Below are 22915 nucleotides of genomic sequence, written 5' to 3' on the forward strand. Positions count from 1 at the left end.
GGAGCGGCCTTGTGCCGCGATAGGGCCGCAAAGCGGCCCCAGCGATCTTTGCGTCGCCACTGAAATCCCGGGGCCGCTCTGCGGCCCTTTCCGGCCGGTCCGACGCCTCGGCAAGGCCGCTCCTACATGCGAGGATCAAACGCCTCGCGCAGCGCATCGCCGATGAATACCAGCAACGACAGGATCAACGCCAGGGCAAAGAATGCGGTAAAGCCCAGCCAAGGCGCCTCGAGGTGCTGTTTGCCCTGGGTCACCAGCTCGCCCAGCGAGGCGCTGCCGGCGGGCATGCCGAAGCCGAGAAAATCCAGCGCGGTGAGGGTGGTGATCGCCCCGGTGAGCATGAACGGCACATAGGTCAGGGTCGCGTTCAGGGCATTGGGCAGGATATGCCGCAGCATCACCTGGGTGTCTGAAAGCCCCAGCGCCCGTGCCGCCTTGACGTACTCCAGGTTGCGCCCGCGGAGGAATTCGGCGCGCACCACATCGACCAGGGCCAGCCAGGAGAACAGCGCCATGATCCCCAGCAACCACCAGAAGTCCGGCTCGACGAACCCCGACAGGATGATCAGCAGGTACAGCACCGGCAACCCCGACCACACCTCCAGCAGGCGCTGGCCGAGCAGATCGACCCAGCCGCCGTGGTAGCCCTGCAGGGCGCCGGCGGTAACGCCGATCAGCACGCTGATCAGGGTCAGGGCGAAGGCGAACAACAGCGAGACCCGCGTGCCATACAGCACCCGCGCCAGCACATCGCGGCCCTGGTCGTCGGTGCCCAGCCAGTTGCTCGCGCTGGGCGGGCTGGGGGTGGGCACCTGCAGGTCGTAGTTGGGGGTATCGGCGCTGAACGGGATCGGCGCGAACAGCATCCAGCCGCCCTGGCCCTCGATCAGTTGGCGCACGTACTGGCTGCGGTAGTCAGGCTGGAACGGCAGCTGCCCGCCGAACTGCTGCTCGGTGTAGCGCTTGAGCGCCGGGGTGTACAGCTCACCCTGGTAGCCCAGCAGCAACGGCTTGTCGTTGGCCACCAGCTCCGCGCCCAGGCTCAGCAGCAAGAGCCCGGCGAACAACCACAGCGAGATCCAGCCACGGCGATTGTCGCGAAAACGCCGCAGACGCCGCCGGGCGATGGGCGAAAACATCAGCGGCCCCTCGCGTCGAAATCGATGCGCGGGTCGAGCACCGTGTAGCACAGGTCGCCCAGCAGGCGGATCAGCAGCCCGGCCAGGGTGAAGATGAACAACGTGCCGAACACCACCGGGTAATCCCGCGATACCGCCGCCTCGTAGCTCATGCGCCCGAGGCCGTCGAGGGAGAAGATCACCTCGATCAACAGGGAACCTGCGAAGAACACCGTGATCAGCGCCTGGGGCAGGCCGGCCACCACCAGCAGCATGGCGTTGCGCAGCACATGGCCGTACAGCACCCGGCGCTCGCTCAGGCCCTTGGCCCGGGCGGTGACCACGTACTGGCGGGCGATCTCGTCGAGGAAGGCGTTCTTGGTCAGCAGGGTCAGGGTGGCGAAGCCGCCGATCACCAGGGCGCCGACCGGCAGTACCAGGTGCCAGAAGTAGTCAGCGACCTTGCCCATCAGGCTGAGCTGGTCGAAGTCCTCCGACACCAGCCCGCGCACCGGGAACCAGTTGAGCGAGGTGCCGCCGGCGAACAACACGATCAACAGCAGGGCGAACAGGAACGAGGGCAGGGCGTAGCCGATCACGATCAACGCGCTGCTCCAGGCGTCGAAACGGCTGCCATGGCGTACCGCCTTGCGGATGCCCAGCGGGATCGACACCAGGTAGGTGATCAGCGTGGCCCAGAAGCCCAGCGACAGGGTCACCGGCAGCTTCTGCACGATCAGCTCGGTGACCGTGGCGCCGCGGAAGAAGCTCTGGCCGAAATCCAGCCGTGCGTACTGGCCGAGCATCAGCCACAGCCGTTCGGGCGCGGACTTGTCGAAACCGTACTGGCGCTTGATCTCCTCGATCAGCTTCGGGTCCAGGCCGCGGGTCGCGCGCGACTCGCCCTGTACCGCCTCGACGCGGGCGCCCGGCGCGCCGCCGCCGATGCCCTGCAGGCGCGCCACGGCCTGTTCCACCGGCCCGCCGGGCGCGGCCTGGACGATGGCGAAGTTCACCAGCAGGATCGCCAGCAAGGTGGGGATGATCAGCAGCAGGCGGCGCAGGATGTAGGCAGTCATGGCGCACTCCGCAGCCGTTCGGCCATCTGCGGGTTGGTCAGCGCCCGGGGGCTGACTTCCCACCAGGTGTCCAGGCCTTCGTCATAGGCCGGCTGTACCTTGGGCAGGCCGAAGCGGTTCCACCACACCGTCGAGCTGCCCGGCGGGTAGTAGTTGGGAATCCAGTAGTAGTTCCATTGCAGCACCCGGTCCAGGGCGCGGGCGTGGCGCAGCATGTCGGCCTGGCTGGTGGCGCGCACCAGGCCGTCGAGCAGGCGGTCCACCGCCGGGTCCTTGAGCACCATCAGGTTGTTCGAGCCCGGATCGTTGGCCGCGGCGGAGCCGAAGTAGTTGTACTGCTCGCTGCCCGGGGACAGGGTCACCGGGTAGCCGGTGACGATCATGTCGTAGTCGCGGGCCATCACCCGGTTGACGTACTGGGCGGAGTCGACGTTGCGGATGTTCAGCTCGACGCCGATCTGTGCGAGGTTGCGCTTCCACGGCAGCAGCAGGCGCTCCAGGCCCGACTGGCCATTGAGGAAGGTGAAGCTCAGCGGCTGGCCCAGGGCGTTGACCAGCCGATCGCCCTGGGGATGCCAGCCGGCGTCCTGCAGCAAGGCCAGGGCCTGCAGTTGCTGCTGGCGGATGATGCCGGAGCCGTCGGTGACCGGCGCGCTGAACACCCGGCTGAACACTTCGTCCGGCACTTGGCTGCGCAGTGGCTCGAGCAGCTTGAGCTCCTCGGCGTCGGGCAGGGCGCGGGCGGCCAGAGGCGTATTGGAGTAGAGGCTCTGCTGGCGGATGTACATGTTGCGCATCATCTGCCGGTTGCTCCACTCGAAGTCCCAGAGCATGCCAAGGGCCTGGCGCACGCGGCGGTCCTTGAATTGCGGCTTGTCCAGGTTGAACACGAAGCCCTGGGCGATCTGCGGCTTGGCCGGGGCGAGGTGGGCGCGTTGTAGGCGCCCGTCATCCAGAGGCGCACCCTTGTAGCCGAGGGTGTAGGCGGTAGCGGAGTACTCGCGGTTGTAGTCGTAGCCCCCGCCCTTAAGTACCTGGCGGGCCACTTCGGTGTCGCCGAAGAATTCGACGCCGATACGCGCGAAGTTGTACAGCCCGCGGGTGACCGGCAGGTCCCGGGCCCACCAGCTCGCATCGCGCTCGAAGGTAATGCTGCGGCCGTTATCGATCCTGCCGATGCGGTACGGACCGCTACCCACTGGCTTGTCGAAACCGGCACCGTTGGCGAAGTCGCGTTGCTGCCAGTCGTGCTCGGGCAGCACCGGCAGGCCGGCCAGTTCAAGGGCCAGGGTACGGCCATGGGGTTGCTTGAAGTCGAAGCGCACCTGGCGCGGGCCTTCGACCGCCACCGCGGCGACATCGGCGAACTGGGTGCGAAACTTGAGGCTGCCCTGGTTCATCAGCAATTCGTAACTGAAGCGTACGTCCTCGGCCCGTACCGGCTTGCCGTCGGCGAAGGTGGCGCGGGGGTCGAGGTAGAAGCGCAGCCAGGCGTCGTCGGGGCCGCGTTCCATGCGCTGGGCGATCAGGCCATAGACGGTGTAGGGTTCATCGAGTGAGCGCACGGCCAGCGGTGCGTACAGCCAGCCATCGACCTGGCTGACGCCGATGCCTTTGTCGATGTAGGGCAGGATATGGTCGAAATTGCCGATCTCGATGGCCGAGCGGCGCAGGCTGCCGCCCTTGGGGGCGTCGGGGTTGACGTAGTCGAAATGGCGGAAGTTCGCAGGGTAGCGCGGGGCTTCGGCGTAGACGGTGAGGGCGTGGGTGGGGGCGGCGTGGGCTAACGAGAGCGAGCACCACAGGATCATGCAACACAGCACCTGTGGGAGCGGGTTTACCCGCGAATGCGTCAGCTCAGGCAACGATGTTGCATGTACGGGCGCATTCGCGGGTAAACCCGCTCCCACAGGGGACATCATCGCCCTCGATGACTTAGTCCTGACGGCTGGTCACTTCCAGCAGGTGGTAGCCGAACTGGGTCTTCACCGGACCCTGGACGACATTCAGCGGCGCGCTGAAGACCACGGTGTCGAACTCGCGAACCATCTGGCCCGGGCCGAACGAGCCGAGGTCGCCGCCCTGGCGGCTGGACGGGCAGGTGGAGTTGGCCTTGGCGACTTCGGCGAAGTCGGCGCCGGCTTCGATCTGCGCTTTGAGTTCGTTGCACTTCTCTTCGCTGGCAACCAGGATGTGGCGGGCGGTGGCTCGGGCCATGGGTACTGCTCCTTGGGATCAAAAAGGCAAGCCTAGCGCACTTGTTCGTGCCGTGTCTCGCAAGGCTTGCCATGCAGGCTTACAGGCGTGCGGCAGCCTCGCGCAGCAGGGCCTCGGTCGCGTCCCAGCCCAGGCAGCCGTCGGTGATCGACACGCCGTACTTCAGCGCGCCTTTGCCCAGGGCCTGGCAACCATCGAACAGGTGACCTTCGAGCATCACCCCGACCAGCGAACGGTCGCCGGCCAGGCGCTGGGCCAGCACATCTTCGAACACCACCGGCTGGCGCGCCGGGTCCTTGCCGCTGTTGGCGTGGCTGCAGTCGACCATGATCCGTGGCGCCAGACCTGCCTTGGCCAGCCCCTGGCGGGCCAGGGCGATGCTCTGGGCGTCGTAGTTCGGACCCTTGTGCCCGCCGCGCAGCACCAGGTGGGTATCGGGGTTGCCCAACGTCTCGATGATCGCCGGGTGGCCCTGGGCGTCCATGCCGAAGTGGCGGTGCGGGTGGGCGGCGCTGCGCATGGCGTCGCAGGCGATGCCGATACCGCCGTCGGTGCCGTTCTTGAAGCCGACCGGCAGCTCCAGGCCGCTGACCATCTCGCGGTGGATCTGCGATTCGGTGGTGCGTGCGCCGATGGCGGCCCAGCCCAGCAGGTCGTCGAAGTAGCCGGCGGCCATCGGCTGCAGCAACTCGGTGGCGATCGGCAGGCCGCGTTCGAGCATGCCCAGCATCAGGCCGCGGGACAGGGCGATGCCGGCGTGCATGTCGTCGCTGCCGTCAAGGTGCGGATCGTAGGCCAGGCCTTTCCAGCCCACGGTGGTGCGCGGCTTCTCTACGTAGGCGCGCATCACCAGCAGCAGCTTGTCGTCGACTTCGCGGCTGAGCGCGGCCAGGCGGTCGGCGTATTCGAGGGCCGAGCGCGGGTCATGGATCGAGCAGGGGCCGACCACCACCAGCAGACGTTCGTCGCGGCCTTCGAGGATGGCCCGGATCGCCTGGCGGTGCGCGTGGACTTGCTGGGTGAGTTCGCTGGACAGCGGCATCTGCTGCTTGAGCAGGTGCGGGCTGGGCAGGCGCTGGCTGACGGTGGTGTTGGCAGCGTGCGGCTGGGTCAGGGGCAGGGCGAGGTTCGAGGCTTGCATGGCGTTTTTTCCCTGGGCGGACGGCGGGTTCTGGCCCGCGTCGTCGGCCCTATCGAGGTGTTCGACTGATCGTCAAATGGGGTGTCTGTGCGGCATTGCCACCGGAAATCGACCGAACGGAGGCGGCAGGCTGGCCCGAACGGAACTGGCTAAATCGCCATGCATAGGTGCGGTAGTAGGTGGTGTAGTTCATGACGCTGTCCTCAAGGTAATCGGTGTGTTTCGTGGGCCCGGAAAAGCAAAACCCCCGGTCGGGGAGCCGACCGGGGGTTTGAGTATTCTCATGTTCGGCGGCCCCTCGAAGGTGGGCGCCGGATGGGTCATCGGCGCCTAGTGGCTAAACCAATACCCAAAATAAAAGCTGGCAACGGCGTTACGACCGGCAACGGCCAGCACGCGGTGCGCGGAGCGACCGGTGTGGTTGGCGTGGTTGCGGGTTTGTTTCGACATGTTGCTCTCCAGTGATTGGGTCCGAGCTTACTGTACCTTTGCGCGCGTGTTCAATCACTAAATGCTATCGATTCGATTGCGTGGGAGCGGCACACAGGTACCACGCCAACCTGTAGGAGCGGCCTTGTGCCGCAAAAGGGCTGCGTAGCGGCCCCGGGATTTCAGCGTTGTTGCAAAGAACGCCGGGGCTGCGGTGCAGCCCTTTCGCGGCACAAGGCCGCTCCTACAGAGATCTTGCTCCCACGCTGTTCCAGCAAAGCCCCCCAATTAAGGGTGAAAGCGCCCAGCTCATCCTTTCTATTTCTCTCAAGCACTTGATAAACAACAATTAAATTCATGGCACAAGCCTTGCTCACCTCCCCGCAGTATCCCTGTGTCCCCGGAGGTGCCCCATGTCGACCCCTCGCAAAGGCCCGGTCCTGTCCACCTTCCTGCTGGCCCTGCTGGGCTGGCAGGTCTCCAGCGAAGCCGCGGTGCAGTGCCAGCGCACGCTGGTGGCCAACGTGGTGGCGCTGGATCAGCCACTGATGTTCAACCGCCTCGGTGCGCAGAACGCCAACGGCATGATGTACGCCCTGCGCCACGATGTGGTGGACGAGCACCGGGTGCCTTTGAGCAAGGGCGGCGCCGCGGTACCGGGCAAGGTCACCCTGCGCCCGGACAAGCGCCCGCGGCCGATCGTGCTGCGGGTCGCCGCCGGTGACTGCCTGACGGTCAACCTGACCAACCTGCTGGCCTACCAGGCTAACCCCAACAAGTACGGCGTCGACCACGACGAAACCGAAGTCGAAGGCGAGGAAGAAGAGGGCGCCGAGGTCGAGAACGAGGGTGACGAACACTTCGTTGCCGACGAGCAGGTCACCGACCGCCATGTCGGCTTCCAGGTCAACGGCCTGCAGGCGGTCAACAGCATCGGCGACATCGCCGCCAACACCGGGCGCAACGGCAACTTCCTGGTCGCTCCGGGCGGCACCCGCAGCTACACCCTGTACGCCGAGCGCGAAGGCGCGTTCGCCGTCACCAGCCAGGGCGCCACCTTCGGCGGCCAGGGCGGCGCCGGCAACGTCGCCAACGGCCTGTTCGGCCAGGTGGTGGTGGTGCCCAAGGCCGGGCGTACCTACCGCAACACCTTGACCGAGGAAGAGATGCGCCTGGCCACCACGGGGCGCACGGCCACCGGCCAGCCGGTGATCGACTACCAGGCCCGCTACCCCAACGCCGAGCCGTGGATCGCCGAGGGCAAGGCCGGCAAGCCGATCATCGCCATGCTCGATGGTAACGAGATCCTCAGCAGCGAGACCGACGCCATCGTCATGGGCCCCAACCCCGACGGCAGCTTCCCGGCCAGCACCTACCCATTGGAAAGCGTTGGCAAGCGCAACCCGGCGCTGCCCAATCGGTTGGAGGCCTTCCGCGACTTCGCCTCGCAATTCGCCGACGAGGTGGCCGCGACCCAGGCGTTCCCCGCCTACTGGGCGGACCCGGTCATGGGCCATGTGCTCGAGCCGACCCGCGATTCGTTCATGATCAACTACGGCTCCGGTGGCATGGGCGCCGAGGTGGTGGCCAACCGTCTGGGCGTGGGGCCGATGCACGACTGCCTGTCATGCGCCTATGAAGAGTTCTTCCTCAGTGCCCACACCGTGGGCGATATCGGCACCCTGGTGGATATCCCGGCCAACGTCGGGCTGGAGAACATCCGCCCTGGCCAGACGCCGCCGGCCAGCGCTACCGGGGTCAAGGCGACCATGGCCCTGTACCCGGCCGAGCCCGCCAACGTGCACCACAGCTACATCGGCGACTTCACCAAGTTCCGCAACACCCACAACGGCCACGAGCAGCACATCTTCCACCTGCACGGGCACCAGTGGCTGTTCAACCCCAACGACGACAACTCCGACTACATCGACGCCCAGGGCATCGGCCCGGGGGTGGGCTACACCTACGAGATCGCCAACGGTGGCTCGGGCAACCGCAATCGGGTGGCGGGCGACGCCATCTATCACTGCCACTTCTACCCGCACTTCGCCCAGGGCATGTGGGCCATGTGGCGGGTGCACGATGTGTTCGAGCCGGGTACCCGCCTGGAAGTCAGCGGCGAGGGCGCCAACGGCTTCCACAGCACGCCATTCGCCCTGCGCAATGGCAAGCCGGCCCAGGGCGCCCGGGCGCTGCCGGACGGCGAGATCATTGCCGGCACGCCGATCCCGGCCATCGTGCCGCTGCCGGGCAAGGCCATGGCGCCTATGCCGGGCAAGGTCACCGTGGTGCCCAAGCTGTCCGAGACCCTGGTCGCCGGGCATGCAGATGACGACGAAGAGAAGGAGGGCGACGACCATCCGCACGTGCCAGCCACCCCGCGCGCGGTCGGCTCCCTGGCCCTGGTCGACCGCAGCGAGACTAACCGCAACGCCGACGGCAGCCTGAAGAACCCTGGTTACCCGTTCTGGATCGGCGGCATGGAAAGCAGCGTCGGCCAGCGCCCACCAACCCCGCCGCTGGACATGCTCGACCCGGCCCTGGCTCGCCAGCTCAAGGACAGTGGCAAGGCCCTGTGGGCCAACCTCGACCCCAACCAGGTCGACGGCTGGGACGGTGGCCTCGGTCGTCACGCGCTGGACGGCGTATCGGCCGGCGGCGAGGCGGTGACCACCACCACCAAGCTGGATTTCTCCAAGGTGGTGCACAAGGCCAAGCCGATCTACCTGCCCGAGGAGGGCACCGAGGTCGAGCAGGCCGCCATGCAGTTCCACGCCAAGGCCGAGCACCCGAGCTTTGCCCTGATCCCCGGCAGCGCGCCGGTGGCCAAGGCCTTCCGCACCAACGGCGCGCTGCCCACGGCAGGGGCGCCGTTCTACGAGCCGTGCATGGATGACCGTGGCAAGCGCCTGACCCAGTCCTCGGGCATCGGCGAGTTCTTCAGCGGTGAGAACCTCAGCGGCATGAGTTTCCGCGGTTCGTCCACCTTCACCGCCGACCGCCCGCGTATCTACAAGGCCGCCAACATCCAGTTCGACGCGGTGTACAACAAGGTCGGCTACCACTTCCCGCAGGCGCGCATCCTCGCCCTGTGGGAGGACGCCTGGCCGGTGATCACCAAGCAGCGTCCGCCGGAGCCGCTGGTGATGCGCATGAACACCTTCGACTGCACCCAGTACGTGCACACCAACCTGATTCCGTCGTTCTACGAGATGGACGACTACCAGGTGCGCACGCCGACCGACGTGATCGGCCAGCATATCCACCTGCCCAAGTGGGACCTGACCGCCGCCGACGGTTCGGCCAATGGCTGGAACTACGAGGACGGCATCCTCTCGCCCGGTAGCGTGGTCGAGCGCGTGCATGCCATCCGCAGCTTCAACAACTGCACCGAGGGCGACGCCCGCGACGGCACTGCCGCGTGCCCGAAAGCCAAACAGCATCCGTACTTCGGGCGCTTTGGCCGGGCCGACTGGCTCGGCGCGCGCAGCGCCATGCAGCGCTGGTTCGCCGACCCGCTGGTGAACGTGCACAACGTCGACCGTGGCCTGGGCACCATCTTCACCCATGACCACCTCGGCCCATCGACCCACCAGCAACTGGGGCTGTACGCGACCGTGCTGGCCGAGCCCGCCGGTTCCACCTGGTACCACGCCGAGACCGGCGAGCAGCTGTACAACCCGGCCACCCGTCAGGACGGTGGCCCGACCTCGTGGCAGGCGGTGATCCAGACCGGCGACCATGACGGCGACGGCAAAAACGACAGCTACCGCGAGTTCTTCCTCGAGTACAGCGACTTCCAGCACGCCTATGAAGCTGGCGTGTATGTGGGCGCCGGCCCCAACGGCGTACCGGACGGCCAGGCCTACCCGGCCACCGCCGACAGTTTCCGCTACGCCATCAACCCGCCCGTGCGGCAGAAAGCCTCGAACTTGCTCGAGTCGGTGGTCGAGTCCCGTGGCGGGCTGAGCCCGGGCTGCCCGACCCGGCCGTGCCCACAGGCGATCTCGGTGGATGACCCGGGCATGTTCGTCGTCAACTACCGCAACGAACCGTTGGCCCTGCGCGTGTTCGACCCGAACAAGGTCGGCCCGGACGGCAAGCGCGGCATGCAGGCCGACGGCCTGGGCGGCGACCTGGCCTACGCCATGCAGAGCCGCACCGACCGCGCCATCCCGGCGATGAACCTGGCGCCTTCGGCGATCACCCAGGCCACCGGCCCCACCGGCGGCACCACGCTGTTCCCGCCGCACGTGAACAAGGGCAGCGAGCCGGGTGACCCGTTCACGCCGTTGCTGCGCACCTACTCCGGCGACAACGTGCGCCTGCGCATGCACGCCGGTGGCCATGAGGAGGAGCACAACGTCACCCTGCACGGCGTGAAGTGGCTGCAGAACGGTTCAGGCTTCGGCAACAGCTCCAACTCGGGGTGGAAATCGTCGCAGATGGTGGGCATCTCCGAGCAGCTCGGGTTCATGGCGCCGGTGTCGATGATCTCGAGCTCCGCCGCCACCAATGGCGACTACCTGTACTCGCTGGACGCCGCGCTGGAAGGCTACTGGAACGGCATCTGGGGCATCATGCGCAACTACACCGCCCAGCGCGCCGACCTGTTCGCCCTGCCCAACAACCCGCAGCCGGTGGCCATGCGCAACACCGTCAACTTCGACGGCATCTGCCCGAAAACCACGGCCAACGCCAATGGCATCGGCACCCGGCCTACGGTCAAGCGCAGCTACGAGATCGTCGCGGCCCTGGCCAACGACATCCTCGAGAATCGCCACGGGGTCAGCATCAGCGACCCGGCCGGGATCGGCCAGCACGTGGGCGGCGCGCTCAAGGCCAATGGCGGCACCCTGGTGTTCAACAGCCGCAAGGTCGATATCCCCATGGCCACGGTCACCGACGAGGAGGACGGCGCGACCTTCACCGTCGGCGGGCATAGCTCGCCATTGCACGACCCGACCGCGGTGCTCTACGTGCGCAAGGCCGACCTCGATGCGAGTACTGGGAAGCTCAAGGCCGGCGTGCCGGTCGAGCCCCTGGTGCTGCGCGCCAATGCCGGCGACTGCATCAGCATCACCCTGGAGAACCGCCTGCCGCTGATGATGCCGGACCTGCCCAGCACCGCGGTGATGCAGAACGTGGTCAAGCGCGACCGGGCCGGCGGCGAGGGCTCCACGGCGTTCAACAACAACCTGATGCGCCCGTCCAGCCACGTCGGCCTGCATGCGCAGTTGCTGGCCTACGACATCACCAAGTCGGATGGCGTCAACGTCGGCCTCAACCCGGTGCAGACCGTGCCGCCGCGCGCCGGCACCAGCGGCGCCTACCCGAGCCGGGTGTACCAGTACTACGCCGGGCACCTGGAGCGTGAAGGCAAGCCTGTGCTGCAGCTGGGCCGAACGGTGGACAACATCAACACCACGGCCATCGAGTTCGGCGGCCTCAACCTGACCCCGGCGGATGTGATCAAGCAGCCGCAGAAAGGCCTGGTGGGCGCCATGAGCGTCTTGGCGCAGGGCGCGACCTGGACCGAGGACAACGCCAGCCGCGCCCAGGCCACGGTGAAGATCAGTGGTCAGGCGGACTACCGCGACTTCGTCACCGTGTGGCAGCGCTCGCTGAACATGCGCTGGGCCGATGGCCGGCCGGTGGAGGGTATCGCCACCGAGGGCAATGGCGTGCCTGGTGATCCGAAGGACAACGGCAACATGGCGATGAACTACAAGACCGAGCCGCTGTGGCTGCGCTTCGGCCTGGCGCCGGACGCGCCGTTCGGCCATGCCGACGGCTTTGGCTTCGCCGATGTGCCCAACGCCCATATGGCCTACAGCAACGCCCTGGTTGGCGGCGATCCGCAGACCCCGGTGCTCTGGGCCAAGCCGGGCCAGCCTGCGCGCAGTCACGTGCTGATGCCCAGCGGCGGCAGCCGCGGCATCACCTACCAGCTCGACGGGCATCTGTGGCCGTTGCACAACTACCAGGCCGAGAAGAGCGATGTGCACGGCTACCCCATGGGCTTGCCAGGCATCGGCTCGGTGCGTTACGGCTACAACCCGATGGCAATGTACGTGGGTGCGCAGGAGAGCGTGCTGCCGGCGGCGCACTTCAGCTTCATGCTGCCCAGCGCCGGGGGCGCCAATGCGGTGCCGGGGGATTATCTGTTCCGCGACTATGCCGCCTATGGCAATGCCTCGGGGTTGTGGGGGATCCTGCGGGTGACCAACGAAGCGCCGCCGGCCACGGCGCCGGCGCAGTGAATGAACCGGGTGGCCTCTTGGCAACAGGGAGGCCACCCGGTATTTGCCGGTAGGGTTACAGCGCCAGACGCTGGCGTGACGCAACGCGATTCAAAGGGACGCGGGTGGCCCCAACTCAGAACACCCGCTGGTCAGCCTGGTCCAGTTGCCGGTCAACCAGCGCCCGGCCATGGGCCAGGGACACATGCTGGGCATTGTCCAGGTCGGCGAAGAACTTCATCGGTATCGAGATTCGTCGACTGCTATGGCCTGCGGGATCGGTGATCACGCAGCCGGCCGCGTAGGGCAGGGGCGAGTCGGGGTGGGGCATCACGCTGGCGGTGATGGTGTGGTCGCGGTATTCACAGTGAAGGGTTTGCATCGTCCTTACCTCGCTGTGGCTGGGAACAGGCGTTCCTTCTAGATACCACAGCGAGGGGCCGGGAGTTCCCGGCCCGACGAGCGCGACCCGACGAAGGTCAGTCCTTGAGTGCGGTCGGCTGGATGATCTCGACCCAGTAGCCGTCCGGATCCTTGACGAAGGCCAGGTGGTTCATGCGGCCATCCTCCAGGCGTTTTTGGAACGGTACGGCCAGCGCCTCGAAGCGGGCGCAGGCAACACGAACGTCCGGTACCGAAATACAGATGTGACCGAAACCACGCGGGTCGGTGTTGCCATTGTGGTAGGCGAACTCGGGATCGTTCTCGGTGCCGTGGTTGTGGGTCAGCTCGAGCACGCCGGGGATGGATTTCATCCACTGGTGGCGCTCGGCGTCGTCGGCCGGAATCTGCGCCGGGTCGACCAGGGCCAGGAAGTAAAGGCTGAAGGCCGCCTCGGGGAAGTCGCGCTTGTCCACCAGGCGGAAGCCGAGGACGCGGGTGTAGAAGTCCAGGGACTTCTCGATGTCCTTGACCCGCAGCATGGTGTGGTTGAACACGAATTGGGCGGTGGCGGTGTCCGGCTGGGCGGTAACGCCGGGCAGGGTTTGCAGATCGTGCAGGCTCATGGGTACTCCAGAATCGGGGCCTAAAACAGGTGGATCATGATACGGAAGTCAGCCTTCAGCGCAAATGAAAGCGCCCCGCACGAGTGCGGGGCGCCGGAATTAGAGGCCCGCATGTGCGGGCGCGTGATGGGGTCGCTAGTCCTTTAGCTGGTTCGATACTGGGCCTGCGCATGTGAAAAAAGTGTGAAGCGGGTGTCGAGGTTTCATCAGCGCACCCAACTTTCCACCGTCTGCGCACCGTACTGTTCCTTCCAGGCTTTCAGCCCACGGTGGTTGCCGCCCTTGGTTTCGATCCGCTCGCCGGTATGCGGGTTCTGGTAGACCTTCACCACCCGTGGTCGACGCTGCTGCTTGACCTGCGCGGGGGCGCGGCTCACGGCCTTCGGATCGAGGATGGCGATGATGTCGCGCAGGTTCTTGTCATAGCTTTTCATCAGGCCGACTAGTTTCTGCTCGAATTCGATTTCGCGTTTAAGGCCGGCATCCTTTTTCAGCGCTTCCAGTTGTGCCATCTGTTCCTTGAGCGCTTTTTCGGCAGCACGAAACTCTGCAAGTCTGGACACTGTCATCACTCCTGTAAGTCTGTCGTGGCGGGACGTGACGAACATGAAACCAGACTGAACGCCGGCCACGGGGATGGGTGAAGCTGTTCGCTAAGCGAGAGTGTAGTAGTCGCTCGCAAGGGGGTAAACAGCAAACTTTCAATCAATTAGTCGGGAACTTTGCCGGTTTTTTGCGCGCTGTTCGAAAAGACCCTGCCAAACGCCTTAGACCATGGTCCCATGGCGCGGGCTAGAGCCATTGTTGGAAAATTATGGATGATGGTCGAAGTGTATTCGTTCATCGCGTAGTGCCGGTGCAGATGACTGCCCGGATGGTTTTTCGCCTTTCTTTTGGATGTTCCCTCGCATGTTTGCCCCTTTCCCCCTCGCCCCCGGGCGCCGAGTTGCCGGCCTGTTCTTCCTGTGTGCCGGTGTCAACGCCCAGGCCGCCGGTTTTCTTGAAGACAGCAGTGCCAAGGTCGAAGCACGCAATGTCTATTTCAATCGGGACTTCCGTGACGGCCACAGCAGTTCCAAACAGGGCGCGTCGAAACGCGAAGAGTGGGCGCAGGGCTTTATCCTCAATGTCCAGTCCGGTTATACCCAGGGCCCGGTCGGCTTTGGTGTGGATGCCTTGGGCATGGTCGGTTTCAAACTCGACTCCAGCCCCGCCGACAGCAATAGCGGCCTGTTGCCGTCTTCCGGCCACGATCCGCGTCACTCTGCCGACCAGTACGCCAAGATGGGCGTCGCCGGCAAGGTGAAAGTGTCCAACACCGTGCTCAAGTACGGTTCGATGATGCCGGACGTGCCGCTGCTCAAGTACAACGACGGCCGCCTGCTGCCGACCATGTTCCACGGTGCCTGGCTGACCTCCGAGGAAGTGCGCGACCTCAAGTTCACCCTGGCGCGCCTGAACCAGTACACCGCGCGGGATTCCACCGATCGCCAGGACATCCGCGTGCATTGCAAGAACAAGCGCTACGCCTGCGACATCGAGGCCGACCACTTCGACCTGGCTGGTGTCGACTACCGCGTCAACGAGCGGGTCAGCGCCCAGTACCAGGTTTCCAAGCTCGAGAACATCTACCGCCAGCACTTCCTCGGCCTGGTCGCCAGCCAGCCCCTGGAGGTCGGCACGCTGTCGGCCGACCTGCGGCTGATCAAGAGCGACGATATCGGCAACGCCCGCGCAGGGCACATCGACCATCGTGCCTTCAGCGGCATGCTCGGCTACAGCCTCGGTGGCCACAAGCTCAGCGCCGGCTGGCAGCGCATGTACGGCGACAGCGCCATGCCGTACCTCGACGGCAGCAACCCGTACCTGGTCAACTACGCCCAGGTCAACGACTTCGCCGCCGCCCAGGAACGCTCCTGGCAGGTGCGCTACGACTACGACTTCAAGGCCCTGGGTGTGCCCGGCCTGACCTTCTTCACCCGCTACATCAACGGCGACAACGTCAAGGTCCCGGGCAGCAATGCCGAGGGCAAGGAATGGGAACGCGACAGCGAGCTGAAGTACCAGGTGCAGTCCGGTACCTTCAAGGACGTCAGCGTGCGCCTGCGCAACTCCACCTACCGCAGCAACTACGAGAAGTGGGCGCGTGACATGGACGAGACCCGGGTCATCGTCAGCTACAACTTCTCGATCTTCTGAGCCGCTTTGCCAAAGGGCCGGTGGTCGGTCGACAATGACCATCGGCAACCAGGCAGGGCAGGCGATGAAACAGCTTCTTCTGATCGGCATCGGGCCGGGCGATCCGCGCCAGGTCACCTATGAGGCGGTGGAGGCATTGCGCCGCGCCACGGTGTTCTTCGTCCTCGACAAGGGCAGCGACAAGGATGAACTGGTGCGCCTGCGCCGGGCCATCCTCGAGCGCTACCGGCCCGAGGGCGGCTACCGCCTGGTGCAGGTCGAAGACCCGCGCCGGGACGGCCAGGCGCCGGACTATGTCGGTGCCGTGCAGGACTGGCACGTCCAGCGCGCCGCGCTGTATGCCCGCTTGATCGAAGATGAACTGGGCGCCGATGACATCGGCGCCTTCCTGCTCTGGGGCGAGCCCGGGCTGTACGACAGTACCTTGCGCATTCTCGACCTGGTGCGCCAACGCGGCGTGGCGCTGGCCTTGCAGGTGATTCCCGGCATCAGCAGCATCCAGGCCCTGGCCGCCCGCCACCAGATCCCTCTCAACCGCATCGGCGAGCCGCTGACCGTGCTGCCGGGTCGACGCCTGGGCGAACAGGCGCGGATCGACAACGTGCTGGTGATGCTCGACGGCCAGTGCGCCTTTGCTGCCCTGGACGACCCGCAACTGGTGATCTATTGGGGCGCCTACCTGGGCACGCCGGACGAGCTGCTGGTCAGCGGGCCGTTGCTGGCGGTGAAGGCGCGCATCGTGCAGTTGCGCGAGGAGGCGCGGCGGCGCAAGGGGTGGATCATGGATACCTATCTGTTGCGCAGGGAGGGGTAGTGGTTGGGTTGGTTGGTGTTTGACAGGAGAGTTGCAGCGCCTATGAGATCGAGCGCCGCCCGCGCGGCGCTCGATCTCACTGGCACCGCCGATCCACCGCCAACCCCATCAAGGCCGCTGCGGCACCACCGAACTGCCAAAACTATTACCCATGCGCGTCGACGTCGCCGCCGGCGTCGCCAACCCCATCTGGTTCGGCGCCTTGCGCTGCATCTGCCGCGCCGGATCCAGCTGTTCGCGCAGCCCTTTGGCGGCGCGCGGATCAGTGCCTTGCAGCTGCTGGGTCAGGCAGTCATAGGCCAGGGCCCGTGACTGGCCCACCTGCACATCGATGCAACCCTGGCCGCCCTTGGGCGGTTCCGCGTAGGCCGGCAGGGCGCAGGTCAGCAGCAAGGGCAGGGCAGTCAGGGGCAGGCGGGCCATGGCGGGTCTCCGGGCAATCGTTCCTCGGCGCAGTCTAGCCCTCGCAGGCCGCAATCGAGGTGAAGTTTTGGTTGCCGCAGGCTGTCACCACAGCGTCATACACAGGCCCCAGGATGACGTTTCCCCGGCGACGGCGGCCAGCAAGGAGGCCCGGATATCTGTGCGTGCATTGCTCGTGGTCGGCGCGCTGATGCTGGCCTGGTTGCTGGCGGCCCCCGGTCTGCGTGGCCAGCCATTGCTGACCCTGGATATCCCGGCCCAGGCGCTGGACCGGGCGCTGGACAGCTTCGGTCGGCAGAGCGGCCTGGCGGTGCTGGTCGACCAGGCGTTGCTCGCCGGTCAGCGCTCCAGCCAGGTCCTGGGCCGTTACCCGGCTCGCGAAGGCCTGCAGCGACTGTTGCAGGGCACCGGCTTGCAGGCGCACTACAGTGGCGGCGGCTTCACCCTGCAACCGCTGCGCCTGCGCGGCACGGCTGGGCGTGGGCGCAACGGCGGCCTGTCGTCGGGCAGTTATGCGCTGGCGCTGCAACACGCGGTCGAACGCGCCCTGTGCGCCTCGCCGCTGACCCGGCCGGGCGCTTACCGGGCGGCCTTGCAGGTGTGGATCGATGCCGGCGGCCAACTGGTGCAGAGCCGCCTGCTGGCCTCGACCGGCGACTTCGCCCGCGACGCCGCGCTGGTCGAGCGCCTGCGCACGGTGCGCCTGGAACAGGCGCCGCCGACATCCCTGGCGCAGCCGCTGACCCTGCTGCTGCGTCCGGAACCTATGGATTGCCCACTTTCGCAAGGAGCTGCGGCGGCATGAACAAACCTCGGGACAGTGCGCTGGTCAAGCTGTTTCTGACCTCCTATGACGCCTTCAGGGTACGCCTTAGGCGTCGGCTCGGTTCTGACGACCTGGCCAACGACGTGCTGCAGGAAACCTACCTGCGGGTGGACCGCATGGATGCGACGCACGACCTGCAGCGTCCCGGCGCCTACCTGTACCGCATGGCCCTGAACGTCGCCGCCGACCGTCGCGAGGCCGACGCCCGGCTGCTCACTGGCGCCGAGATCGAAGCGCTGCTGCAGGTGGCCGAAGACCAGGACCCGGCGCGCATCGTCGGCGGCCAGCGCGAGATCCAGAACCTGCTGGGCGCCCTCTACGAGCTGCCGGCCCGGCGTCGTCGGATCTTCATCGCCGCCCGCCTGGAGGAAGCCTCGCACCTGGAAATCTCTCAGCGCTTCGGCATCTCCACGCGCACGGTGGAGAAGGAACTCAAGGCGGCGCTGGGGCATTGCGCGATGCGCCTGGACAGAAAAGTGTTTCAGCGGTTCGGTCCCGGCGCGGGAAAACCGTCTTGAACGATAGTCGACCTCTTCATGTGAGCCCCATGTCCCAGATTCCGCCCGATTCCGACTTGCAGCGCCAGGCCCAGGACTGGCTGCTGCGGCTGACGTCCGGCCAGGCCACCCAGGCCGATGCCCGAGCCCTGCGCCAGTGGTGCGCGCGCAGCCCGGCGCATGCCGAGGCCTTTGCCCAGGCCCGCCAGCTCTGGCACCTGCTCGGCCCAGCAGCACGACAAGCCGGGCAGGGCGCGCCGCTGCTCGGTCGCCGGGCGTTGCTGGGCGGCGCGCTGGCGGCGTCGGTGGCGCTGCTGGCCTGGCGTGGCGGACTGCTCGAGGAGGTCATGGCGCCGGCACCGGCGTTTGCCACCGATATCGGCGAGCAGCAACGGGTAGTGCTGACGCCCGGGATCGAGCTTGAGCTGAACGTGCGCACCCGGGTCAGCCGCGAGGCCGAGGGTATCGCCCTGCTCGCCGGCGAGATCGAGGTGCAGGCCGGCCAGCCCCTTCAGGTGCGGGCGCAGGATGGGGTGATCAGCACCGAGCAGGCCCGGTTCAACGTGCGCGAGGACGATGAGGGGGTCTGCGTCACCTGTCTGGGCGGTGAGTTGCGCGTGGCCGTCCAGGGCCGGATCGAGGTGCTCCCGGAAGGTCGCCAACTGCGCTATGGCGCGCAAGGCATCGGTATGCCGGAGTCGTTCGACCCGGGCCAGGTGATGGCCTGGCGTGAGCGCATGCTGGTGTTCCGCGACGCGCCGTTGGCCCGGGTGATCGACGAGATCAACCGCTACCGCCCGGGACGCCTGGTGCTGCTCAACCCCACGCTGGGGCGCCGGCGGGTACAGGCGCGGTTCAGTTTCGACCAGTTGCGCCAGGCCGCCGAACTGATCCGCGTCGCCTATGGCGCACGCTGCCTGGAGTTGCCGGGCGGCGTGGTGCTGGTCAGTTGAACGGGCCCAGCACCTGGCGGTAACGCTCCTCGCCCTGAGGGCCGCGCCGAGTCAGGCGTACCTCAAGCCCGACGGGGTTGTCGTCGGCCTCGCTGGCCGGTGAGCGCCAGCCGCCCTTGGCCTGCCAGCTGCGCAGGTCGAAGGCGCTGACGTTGTCCAGCACCGCCACCGCGGCCTTGGGCGCGGGCAGTGGAAAACGCTCGCGCAGCGGCGCGGCTGCGCGGTACAGGGTACCGCCGCGCAGGTACCAGCGAACCCGTTGCAGGCCGCTGCCGGAGACGGCGCCGGAACGCACCAGCTCAAGACGATCGGCACGGGCGCGCACGGCGGGCAGCAACGGCTTGCCCGGCGGTTCGCGGCCGGGCAGGGGCGGCTCGACCAGTTCGACGGTGGCGCGCAGGGCCAGGTCGCGCTCCAGCTGCTGGAACACCCGCAGGATCGCCTGTTGGTCCTCGCTGGCCTCACGTACATGGCGGTCGGCGCGGCTGACGCTGTCCAGCCCGCGCCAGGCGATCAGGCTGACCACCGCCATCAGCAGGATGGCGATCATCACTTCGATCAGGGTGAAACCTGTTTGCCGGTTCATGGCTGGCTCACCCGCACCTGGCCGGCGGCGTTGCGCGCCAGCTCCACCCGCAGCGCGCCGCTGCGCAGACGCAGGGTCAGCGGCGTGCCGATCCACTCGCCGTCGAGCCACACCGCGCCAGGGGGCTCGCTTTGCACCTTGACCGCCTCGGCCTGCCAGCGGCGCGGCTTGAACGGGCCATCGGCGAGTACCTGGCCATCGGCGCGCACGAATCGGTAACCGTCGCGATCGCTTTGCCAGCGCAGCGGCTGGCCGTCGGCCTGGACCTCGCTCTGCGCCAGTTCAAGCAGGCGTGCCAGGCGCTCGGCGTCGGCGCGCAGGTGCTTGCCCGGGTCGGGGCGGATGTTCAGGCTGATGGCGGCGCTGGCGATACCGACGATTACCAGCACCACCATCAGTTCGATCAGGGTGAAACCACGTTGTCCGTTCACGGGGCGCTCCTTGTCCTGCCAGGCAGATTGCCCGAGCAAGATGATCGCCGTGTGAAACAAAACCGTGAGAATAGGTCGGTATGCTCGGTCGCAGGCACACAAGGAGCGCGTGACCATGCGTATTACCCGTCCGAACCTGTCCCTCGGCCTGTGGTTGCAGGGATTGGGATTGCTGGCCCTCATCGCCGGACTGGCGACCTGGGCCAGCCTGTTGTTGCAGTCCACGGCGGACGTGGCTCGGTTGCAACCCGCCGAGGCCCTGGCGTCGAGCGAAACGCCGGCCGGGCGCTGGTTCGCTGACCTGCCGTCGCAGGTGCAGATTCAGGTCAGCGGCGTGATGGCCGGCAGCCAGGGCGCGGTGGCCATCGTCAGCATCGACGGTGGCCCCGCGCGTGCCGTGCGCAGCGGCGAGGAACTGGCCCGCGGCGTGCGCCTGGTGGCCATCGAAGGCCGCGGCCTGGTGATCGAGCGCGGCGGCCAGCGCAGCCGCGTCGAGGTGCCGGTTTTGGCGCAGGCGTCGTTCTGGGGCGAGGCGCCTCAGCCTTCGGCGAACTGACGCAGCCGCTCGCCGTCGAGGCGGTAGCGGATCCACTCGTCCTGCGGTTCGGCGCCCAGCGAGCGGTAGAAACCGATGGCTGGCTCGTTCCAGTCCAGCACGCTCCATTCCAGGCGACCGCAGCCATTCTCCACCGCCTCGCGGGCGATATGCCGCAGCAGCGTGCGCCCGGCACCGTCGCCACGCTGCTGGGGCGTGACGTAGAGATCCTCGAGGTAGATGCCGTTGCGCCCCAGCCAGGTGGAGTAGCTGTAGAAGTAGACGGCGAAACCGATGGCCTGGCCGTCGCGCTCGCAGACCAGGCTGCGCACCGTGCTGCTCTCGTCGAACAGGCTGTGCTCGATGTCGGCGAGGGTCGCCACCACTTCGTGGCGGGCGCGCTCGTAGTCGGCCAGCTCGGTGATGAAGGCCAGGATCTGGGTGGCGTCGCTGCGGACTGCAGGGCGGATGGTCACGGGCATGGTGGGGCTTCCTTGTAATTGATAAGGTGCGTAGACGGTCTGTAGTGTCAGGGAAGAGGAAGGAAGATCGCCAGGTGTCTGGCGGTAGATTTACCGCGCCGGTATATCCATGGCGGCCAGCAGGCATGCATTCGGATGAAACAGAAGGGTGTATCTGCTCAATTTAATTCAACTGTACCGGTCATTCCCCCCAACCCTCCGCTACTGTGGCCTTTCGATAATCAGAAAAGCCGGAAACCGCCGCCATGCTTGCCTCCCTCGATCTGCTCAGTGCGTTCGTCCTGTTCGCCTTCGTCTCTTCCATCACCCCCGGTCCGAACAACACCATGCTGCTGGCCTCGGGGGTCAACTTCGGCGTGCGCCGCACCATTCCCCACGCCCTGGGCATCAGTGTCGGCTTCATGGTGATGGTGCTGGCGGTGGGCCTCGGGCTGGGCGAGGTGTTCAAGGCCTGGCCGCCGCTGTACAGCATCCTGCGCTACGCGGGCGCGGCGTACCTGCTGTACCTGGCCTGGAAGATCGCCACCTCCGGGCCGATGTCCGGCGACAGCGCCGCTAGCCGCAAGCCGCTCGGGTTCTGGGGCGCCGCGGCGTTCCAGTGGGTCAACCCGAAGGCCTGGGTGATGGCGATCGGGGCGATCACCACCTATACGCCGGCCCAGGGTTACGTATTCAACGTGATCGTCATCGCCACCGTGTTCGCCCTGGTGAACCTGCCCAGTGTCGGTGTCTGGGTGATGTTCGGCAGCGCCTTGCGCAACTTGCTGCGCAATCCGCGCGCGGTGGTGCTGTTCAATGTCCTGATGGCCGTGCTGCTGGTGATTTCACTGTATCCGCTGCTGTTTGTAGAATCGGCGTTTTCATAGAGCCGATGAGTGCCGTCGATGGAGTTGATTCCCTGGTCCCATGAATGCGCAGAAGGCTTTAGCCTGCGTGGATGGCGAACCCCCGCCAGCGGCAAGCCGCTGCTGCACTTCCTGCATGGCAACGGCTTCTGCAGCCTGGTTTACCAACCGATGCTCATGCGCCTGGGCGAGCATTTCGACCTGTGGCTGAGCGATGTGCAGGGCCATGGCGACAGTGACCACGGCGGCGCCTTTTGCGGTTGGAACCGCAGCGCGGCGCTGGCGGTGGAGGCGTTCGAGGCCGGGCGCGGCGAGTATGGCGATGTCCCGCGTTACGCCCTGGGCCACAGTTTCGGCGGCGTGCTCACCGGGCTGATCCTGGCCAGCGAGCCGAAATTGTTCCAGCGCGCCGTGCTGCTGGATCCGGTGCTGTTCAGCCGGCGCATGATCGGGGTAATGGGCGCCGCCGCCATGGTCGGCCTGCACCGGCGCCACGCCCTGGCGCGCAAGGCCGCCACCCGCCGCAGCCACTGGCCCGACCGCGAGGCGGCGCAGGCCTCGCTGCAGGGGCGCGGGATCTTCAAGGGGTGGAGCGATGCGGCCTTGCAGGCTTATGTGGAGCACGCCATCGGCGATTGCGGCGAAGGCGTGGTGCTCAAGTGCCGGCCCAGCCGTGAAGTGGAGATCTTCAGTTCGTTCCCAGAGCGCATGTGGCAGCAGTTGGGCAGTATCCAGACGCCGACGCGGATCCTGTACGGCGAGCAGACCTATCCCTTCGTGCCACATTCGGTACAGCGCCTGGCGGGGCTCAATGCCCAGGTGAGCGCGCAGCAGGTGGCCGGTGGGCACTGTTTCATGCAGGAAGACCCGCCGATGGCCACGGAGCAGGTGCTGGCGTTCCTGCAGGATTGAGCATTACTGTAGGAGCGGCCTTGCGCCGCGAAAGGGCCGTGCAACGGCCCCAGGATGTCAGCCTGTACGCAAAGATCGCCGGGGCCGCCTTGCGGCCCTTTCGCGGCACAAGGCCGCTCCTACAGGACCTCTATTCGCTGATCTGCTGTCCATTTCGCGACGATTGCTTGCCGATTCGC

General features: G+C 66.6%; 22 protein-coding genes. 9 read left to right on the forward strand and 13 right to left on the reverse strand.

The window, feature by feature from the left end; genetic code table 11:
- Positions 1 to 122 precede the first annotated feature (122 nt).
- The 6 genes from PRtIB026_RS16090 to PRtIB026_RS16115 all read right to left on the reverse strand — a co-directional run bounded on the left by PRtIB026_RS16090 (position 123) and on the right by PRtIB026_RS16115 (position 5748).
- The gene (locus PRtIB026_RS16090; RefSeq protein WP_203646516.1) at positions 123 to 1139 is read right to left on the reverse strand and encodes an ABC transporter permease; all 1017 of its coding nucleotides are present in this window, start codon (positions 1137 to 1139) and stop codon (positions 123 to 125) included.
- On the reverse strand, positions 1139 to 2197 hold the full coding sequence (locus tag PRtIB026_RS16095; protein ID WP_203646514.1) for a microcin C ABC transporter permease YejB: 1059 nt from the start codon (positions 2195 to 2197) through the stop codon (positions 1139 to 1141). Before PRtIB026_RS16095 ends, PRtIB026_RS16090 begins: the two co-directional genes overlap by 1 nt.
- Positions 2194 to 4116, reverse strand: a complete 1923-nt coding sequence (locus PRtIB026_RS16100) for an extracellular solute-binding protein (protein ID WP_420713582.1) — start codon at positions 4114 to 4116, stop codon at positions 2194 to 2196. Before PRtIB026_RS16100 ends, PRtIB026_RS16095 begins: the two co-directional genes overlap by 4 nt.
- Positions 4117 to 4132: 16 nt before the next feature.
- Positions 4133 to 4414: a peptidylprolyl isomerase gene (locus PRtIB026_RS16105; protein WP_203646512.1), complete on the reverse strand. Its 282-nt coding sequence runs from the start codon at positions 4412 to 4414 to the stop codon at positions 4133 to 4135.
- Positions 4415 to 4493: 79 nt separating this feature from the next.
- On the reverse strand, positions 4494 to 5555 hold the full coding sequence (locus PRtIB026_RS16110) for a 3-deoxy-7-phosphoheptulonate synthase (RefSeq protein WP_203646511.1): 1062 nt from the start codon (positions 5553 to 5555) through the stop codon (positions 4494 to 4496).
- A gap of 49 nt (positions 5556 to 5604) precedes the next feature.
- The gene (locus tag PRtIB026_RS16115; protein WP_181427902.1) at positions 5605 to 5748 is read right to left on the reverse strand and encodes a hypothetical protein; all 144 of its coding nucleotides are present in this window, start codon (positions 5746 to 5748) and stop codon (positions 5605 to 5607) included.
- Between the two features lie 649 nt (positions 5749 to 6397).
- On the opposite strand from PRtIB026_RS16115, the gene mnxG reads away from it, so the two are divergent.
- Positions 6398 to 12247 carry a manganese-oxidizing multicopper oxidase MnxG gene (mnxG, locus tag PRtIB026_RS16120; RefSeq protein ID WP_203646510.1) on the forward strand — a complete coding sequence of 1950 codons (5850 nt, stop codon included), beginning with the start codon at positions 6398 to 6400 and terminating at the stop codon, positions 12245 to 12247.
- A 115-nt stretch (positions 12248 to 12362) separates the two neighbouring features.
- On the opposite strand, the gene PRtIB026_RS16125 is transcribed toward mnxG, so the two are convergent.
- From PRtIB026_RS16125 to PRtIB026_RS16135, 3 genes are all read right to left on the reverse strand, one after another.
- The gene (locus tag PRtIB026_RS16125; protein ID WP_203646509.1) at positions 12363 to 12608 is read right to left on the reverse strand and encodes a hypothetical protein; all 246 of its coding nucleotides are present in this window, start codon (positions 12606 to 12608) and stop codon (positions 12363 to 12365) included.
- A gap of 97 nt (positions 12609 to 12705) precedes the next feature.
- Complete coding sequence (gloA, locus tag PRtIB026_RS16130) at positions 12706 to 13233, reverse strand: lactoylglutathione lyase (protein WP_203646508.1); 528 nt, start codon at positions 13231 to 13233, stop codon at positions 12706 to 12708.
- Positions 13234 to 13439: 206 nt separating this feature from the next.
- The gene (locus tag PRtIB026_RS16135) at positions 13440 to 13796 is read right to left on the reverse strand and encodes a histone-like nucleoid-structuring protein, MvaT/MvaU family (protein WP_186713382.1); all 357 of its coding nucleotides are present in this window, start codon (positions 13794 to 13796) and stop codon (positions 13440 to 13442) included.
- Positions 13797 to 14142: 346 nt separating this feature from the next.
- On the opposite strand from PRtIB026_RS16135, the gene PRtIB026_RS16140 reads away from it, so the two are divergent.
- Both PRtIB026_RS16140 and cobF read left to right on the forward strand, forming a co-directional pair.
- The gene (locus PRtIB026_RS16140; RefSeq protein ID WP_084942878.1) at positions 14143 to 15432 is read left to right on the forward strand and encodes an OprD family porin; all 1290 of its coding nucleotides are present in this window, start codon (positions 14143 to 14145) and stop codon (positions 15430 to 15432) included.
- Positions 15433 to 15496: 64 nt separating this feature from the next.
- A complete protein-coding gene (gene cobF, locus PRtIB026_RS16145) occupies positions 15497 to 16246 on the forward strand; it encodes a precorrin-6A synthase (deacetylating) (RefSeq protein WP_203646507.1) in 750 nt (249 codons plus the stop codon).
- 108 nt (positions 16247 to 16354) lie between these two features.
- On the opposite strand, the gene PRtIB026_RS16150 is transcribed toward cobF, so the two are convergent.
- On the reverse strand, positions 16355 to 16669 hold the full coding sequence (locus PRtIB026_RS16150; RefSeq protein WP_203646506.1) for a hypothetical protein: 315 nt from the start codon (positions 16667 to 16669) through the stop codon (positions 16355 to 16357).
- Between the two features lie 160 nt (positions 16670 to 16829).
- Here PRtIB026_RS16150 and PRtIB026_RS16155 point away from each other — a divergent pair, with 160 nt between their 5' ends.
- Genes PRtIB026_RS16155 through PRtIB026_RS16165 form a run of 3 tightly spaced genes read left to right on the forward strand, consistent with a single transcriptional unit; the run spans position 16830 to position 18945 of the window.
- A complete protein-coding gene (locus PRtIB026_RS16155) occupies positions 16830 to 17474 on the forward strand; it encodes an STN domain-containing protein (RefSeq protein WP_234561166.1) in 645 nt (214 codons plus the stop codon).
- Complete coding sequence (locus PRtIB026_RS16160) at positions 17471 to 18013, forward strand: RNA polymerase sigma factor (RefSeq protein ID WP_028692228.1); 543 nt, start codon at positions 17471 to 17473, stop codon at positions 18011 to 18013. The genes PRtIB026_RS16155 and PRtIB026_RS16160 overlap by 4 nt, the downstream gene beginning before the upstream one ends.
- 29 nt (positions 18014 to 18042) lie before the next feature.
- The gene (locus tag PRtIB026_RS16165) at positions 18043 to 18945 is read left to right on the forward strand and encodes a FecR family protein (RefSeq protein WP_203646505.1); all 903 of its coding nucleotides are present in this window, start codon (positions 18043 to 18045) and stop codon (positions 18943 to 18945) included.
- On the opposite strand, the gene PRtIB026_RS16170 is transcribed toward PRtIB026_RS16165, so the two are convergent.
- Together PRtIB026_RS16170 and PRtIB026_RS16175 are read right to left on the reverse strand one after the other, a co-directional pair.
- On the reverse strand, positions 18938 to 19531 hold the full coding sequence (locus tag PRtIB026_RS16170; protein WP_203646504.1) for a PulJ/GspJ family protein: 594 nt from the start codon (positions 19529 to 19531) through the stop codon (positions 18938 to 18940). The genes PRtIB026_RS16165 and PRtIB026_RS16170 overlap by 8 nt on opposite strands.
- On the reverse strand, positions 19528 to 19962 hold the full coding sequence (locus PRtIB026_RS16175) for a GspH/FimT family pseudopilin (protein WP_244670891.1): 435 nt from the start codon (positions 19960 to 19962) through the stop codon (positions 19528 to 19530). Before PRtIB026_RS16175 ends, PRtIB026_RS16170 begins: the two co-directional genes overlap by 4 nt.
- A gap of 115 nt (positions 19963 to 20077) precedes the next feature.
- Between PRtIB026_RS16175 and PRtIB026_RS16180 the strand changes: the two genes are divergently transcribed.
- Positions 20078 to 20518, forward strand: coding sequence for a general secretion pathway protein GspC (locus PRtIB026_RS16180; protein WP_203646501.1), 441 nt, complete (start codon positions 20078 to 20080; stop codon positions 20516 to 20518).
- Here the strand turns inward: PRtIB026_RS16180 and PRtIB026_RS16185 are convergent.
- Positions 20500 to 20979: a GNAT family N-acetyltransferase gene (locus PRtIB026_RS16185; RefSeq protein WP_203646500.1), complete on the reverse strand. Its 480-nt coding sequence runs from the start codon at positions 20977 to 20979 to the stop codon at positions 20500 to 20502. The two genes, PRtIB026_RS16180 and PRtIB026_RS16185, sit on opposite strands and share 19 nt — an antisense overlap.
- Before the next feature lie 245 nt (positions 20980 to 21224).
- Between PRtIB026_RS16185 and PRtIB026_RS16190 the strand changes: the two genes are divergently transcribed.
- The gene (locus PRtIB026_RS16190) at positions 21225 to 21845 is read left to right on the forward strand and encodes a LysE family translocator (protein ID WP_203646499.1); all 621 of its coding nucleotides are present in this window, start codon (positions 21225 to 21227) and stop codon (positions 21843 to 21845) included.
- Between the two features lie 18 nt (positions 21846 to 21863).
- A complete protein-coding gene (locus PRtIB026_RS16195; protein ID WP_203646498.1) occupies positions 21864 to 22736 on the forward strand; it encodes an alpha/beta fold hydrolase in 873 nt (290 codons plus the stop codon).
- Positions 22737 to 22915 lie beyond the last annotated feature (179 nt).

The sequence above is a fragment of the Pseudomonas sp. RtIB026 genome, from assembly GCF_016861355.2.
Classification (GTDB): domain Bacteria; phylum Pseudomonadota; class Gammaproteobacteria; order Pseudomonadales; family Pseudomonadaceae; genus Aquipseudomonas; species Aquipseudomonas peradeniyensis.

Excerpts from the sequence above, each read along its gene's own strand:
- mnxG (WP_203646510.1), top strand. The coding sequence starts at position 6,398 with ATGTCGACCCCTCGCAAAGGCCCGGTCCTGTCCACCTTCCTGCTGGCC.
- PRtIB026_RS16195 (WP_203646498.1), top strand. The coding sequence starts at position 21,864 with ATGGAGTTGATTCCCTGGTCCCATGAATGCGCAGAAGGCTTTAGCCTG.
- PRtIB026_RS16140 (WP_084942878.1), top strand. The coding sequence starts at position 14,143 with ATGTTTGCCCCTTTCCCCCTCGCCCCCGGGCGCCGAGTTGCCGGCCTG.
- PRtIB026_RS16165 (WP_203646505.1), top strand. The coding sequence starts at position 18,043 with ATGTCCCAGATTCCGCCCGATTCCGACTTGCAGCGCCAGGCCCAGGAC.
- PRtIB026_RS16190 (WP_203646499.1), top strand. The coding sequence starts at position 21,225 with ATGCTTGCCTCCCTCGATCTGCTCAGTGCGTTCGTCCTGTTCGCCTTC.
- PRtIB026_RS16185 (WP_203646500.1), bottom strand. The coding sequence starts at position 20,979 with ATGCCCGTGACCATCCGCCCTGCAGTCCGCAGCGACGCCACCCAGATC.
- PRtIB026_RS16150 (WP_203646506.1), bottom strand. The coding sequence starts at position 16,669 with ATGGCCCGCCTGCCCCTGACTGCCCTGCCCTTGCTGCTGACCTGCGCC.
- PRtIB026_RS16095 (WP_203646514.1), bottom strand. The coding sequence starts at position 2,197 with ATGACTGCCTACATCCTGCGCCGCCTGCTGCTGATCATCCCCACCTTG.
- gloA (WP_203646508.1), bottom strand. The coding sequence starts at position 13,233 with ATGAGCCTGCACGATCTGCAAACCCTGCCCGGCGTTACCGCCCAGCCG.
- PRtIB026_RS16115 (WP_181427902.1), bottom strand. The coding sequence starts at position 5,748 with ATGAACTACACCACCTACTACCGCACCTATGCATGGCGATTTAGCCAG.
- PRtIB026_RS16125 (WP_203646509.1), bottom strand. The coding sequence starts at position 12,608 with ATGCAAACCCTTCACTGTGAATACCGCGACCACACCATCACCGCCAGC.
- PRtIB026_RS16090 (WP_203646516.1), bottom strand. The coding sequence starts at position 1,139 with ATGTTTTCGCCCATCGCCCGGCGGCGTCTGCGGCGTTTTCGCGACAAT.
- PRtIB026_RS16160 (WP_028692228.1), top strand. The coding sequence starts at position 17,471 with ATGAACAAACCTCGGGACAGTGCGCTGGTCAAGCTGTTTCTGACCTCC.
- PRtIB026_RS16105 (WP_203646512.1), bottom strand. The coding sequence starts at position 4,414 with ATGGCCCGAGCCACCGCCCGCCACATCCTGGTTGCCAGCGAAGAGAAG.
- PRtIB026_RS16170 (WP_203646504.1), bottom strand. The coding sequence starts at position 19,531 with ATGAACCGGCAAACAGGTTTCACCCTGATCGAAGTGATGATCGCCATC.
- PRtIB026_RS16110 (WP_203646511.1), bottom strand. The coding sequence starts at position 5,555 with ATGCAAGCCTCGAACCTCGCCCTGCCCCTGACCCAGCCGCACGCTGCC.
- cobF (WP_203646507.1), top strand. The coding sequence starts at position 15,497 with ATGAAACAGCTTCTTCTGATCGGCATCGGGCCGGGCGATCCGCGCCAG.
- PRtIB026_RS16180 (WP_203646501.1), top strand. The coding sequence starts at position 20,078 with ATGCGTATTACCCGTCCGAACCTGTCCCTCGGCCTGTGGTTGCAGGGA.
- PRtIB026_RS16100 (WP_420713582.1), bottom strand. The coding sequence starts at position 4,116 with ATGTCCCCTGTGGGAGCGGGTTTACCCGCGAATGCGCCCGTACATGCA.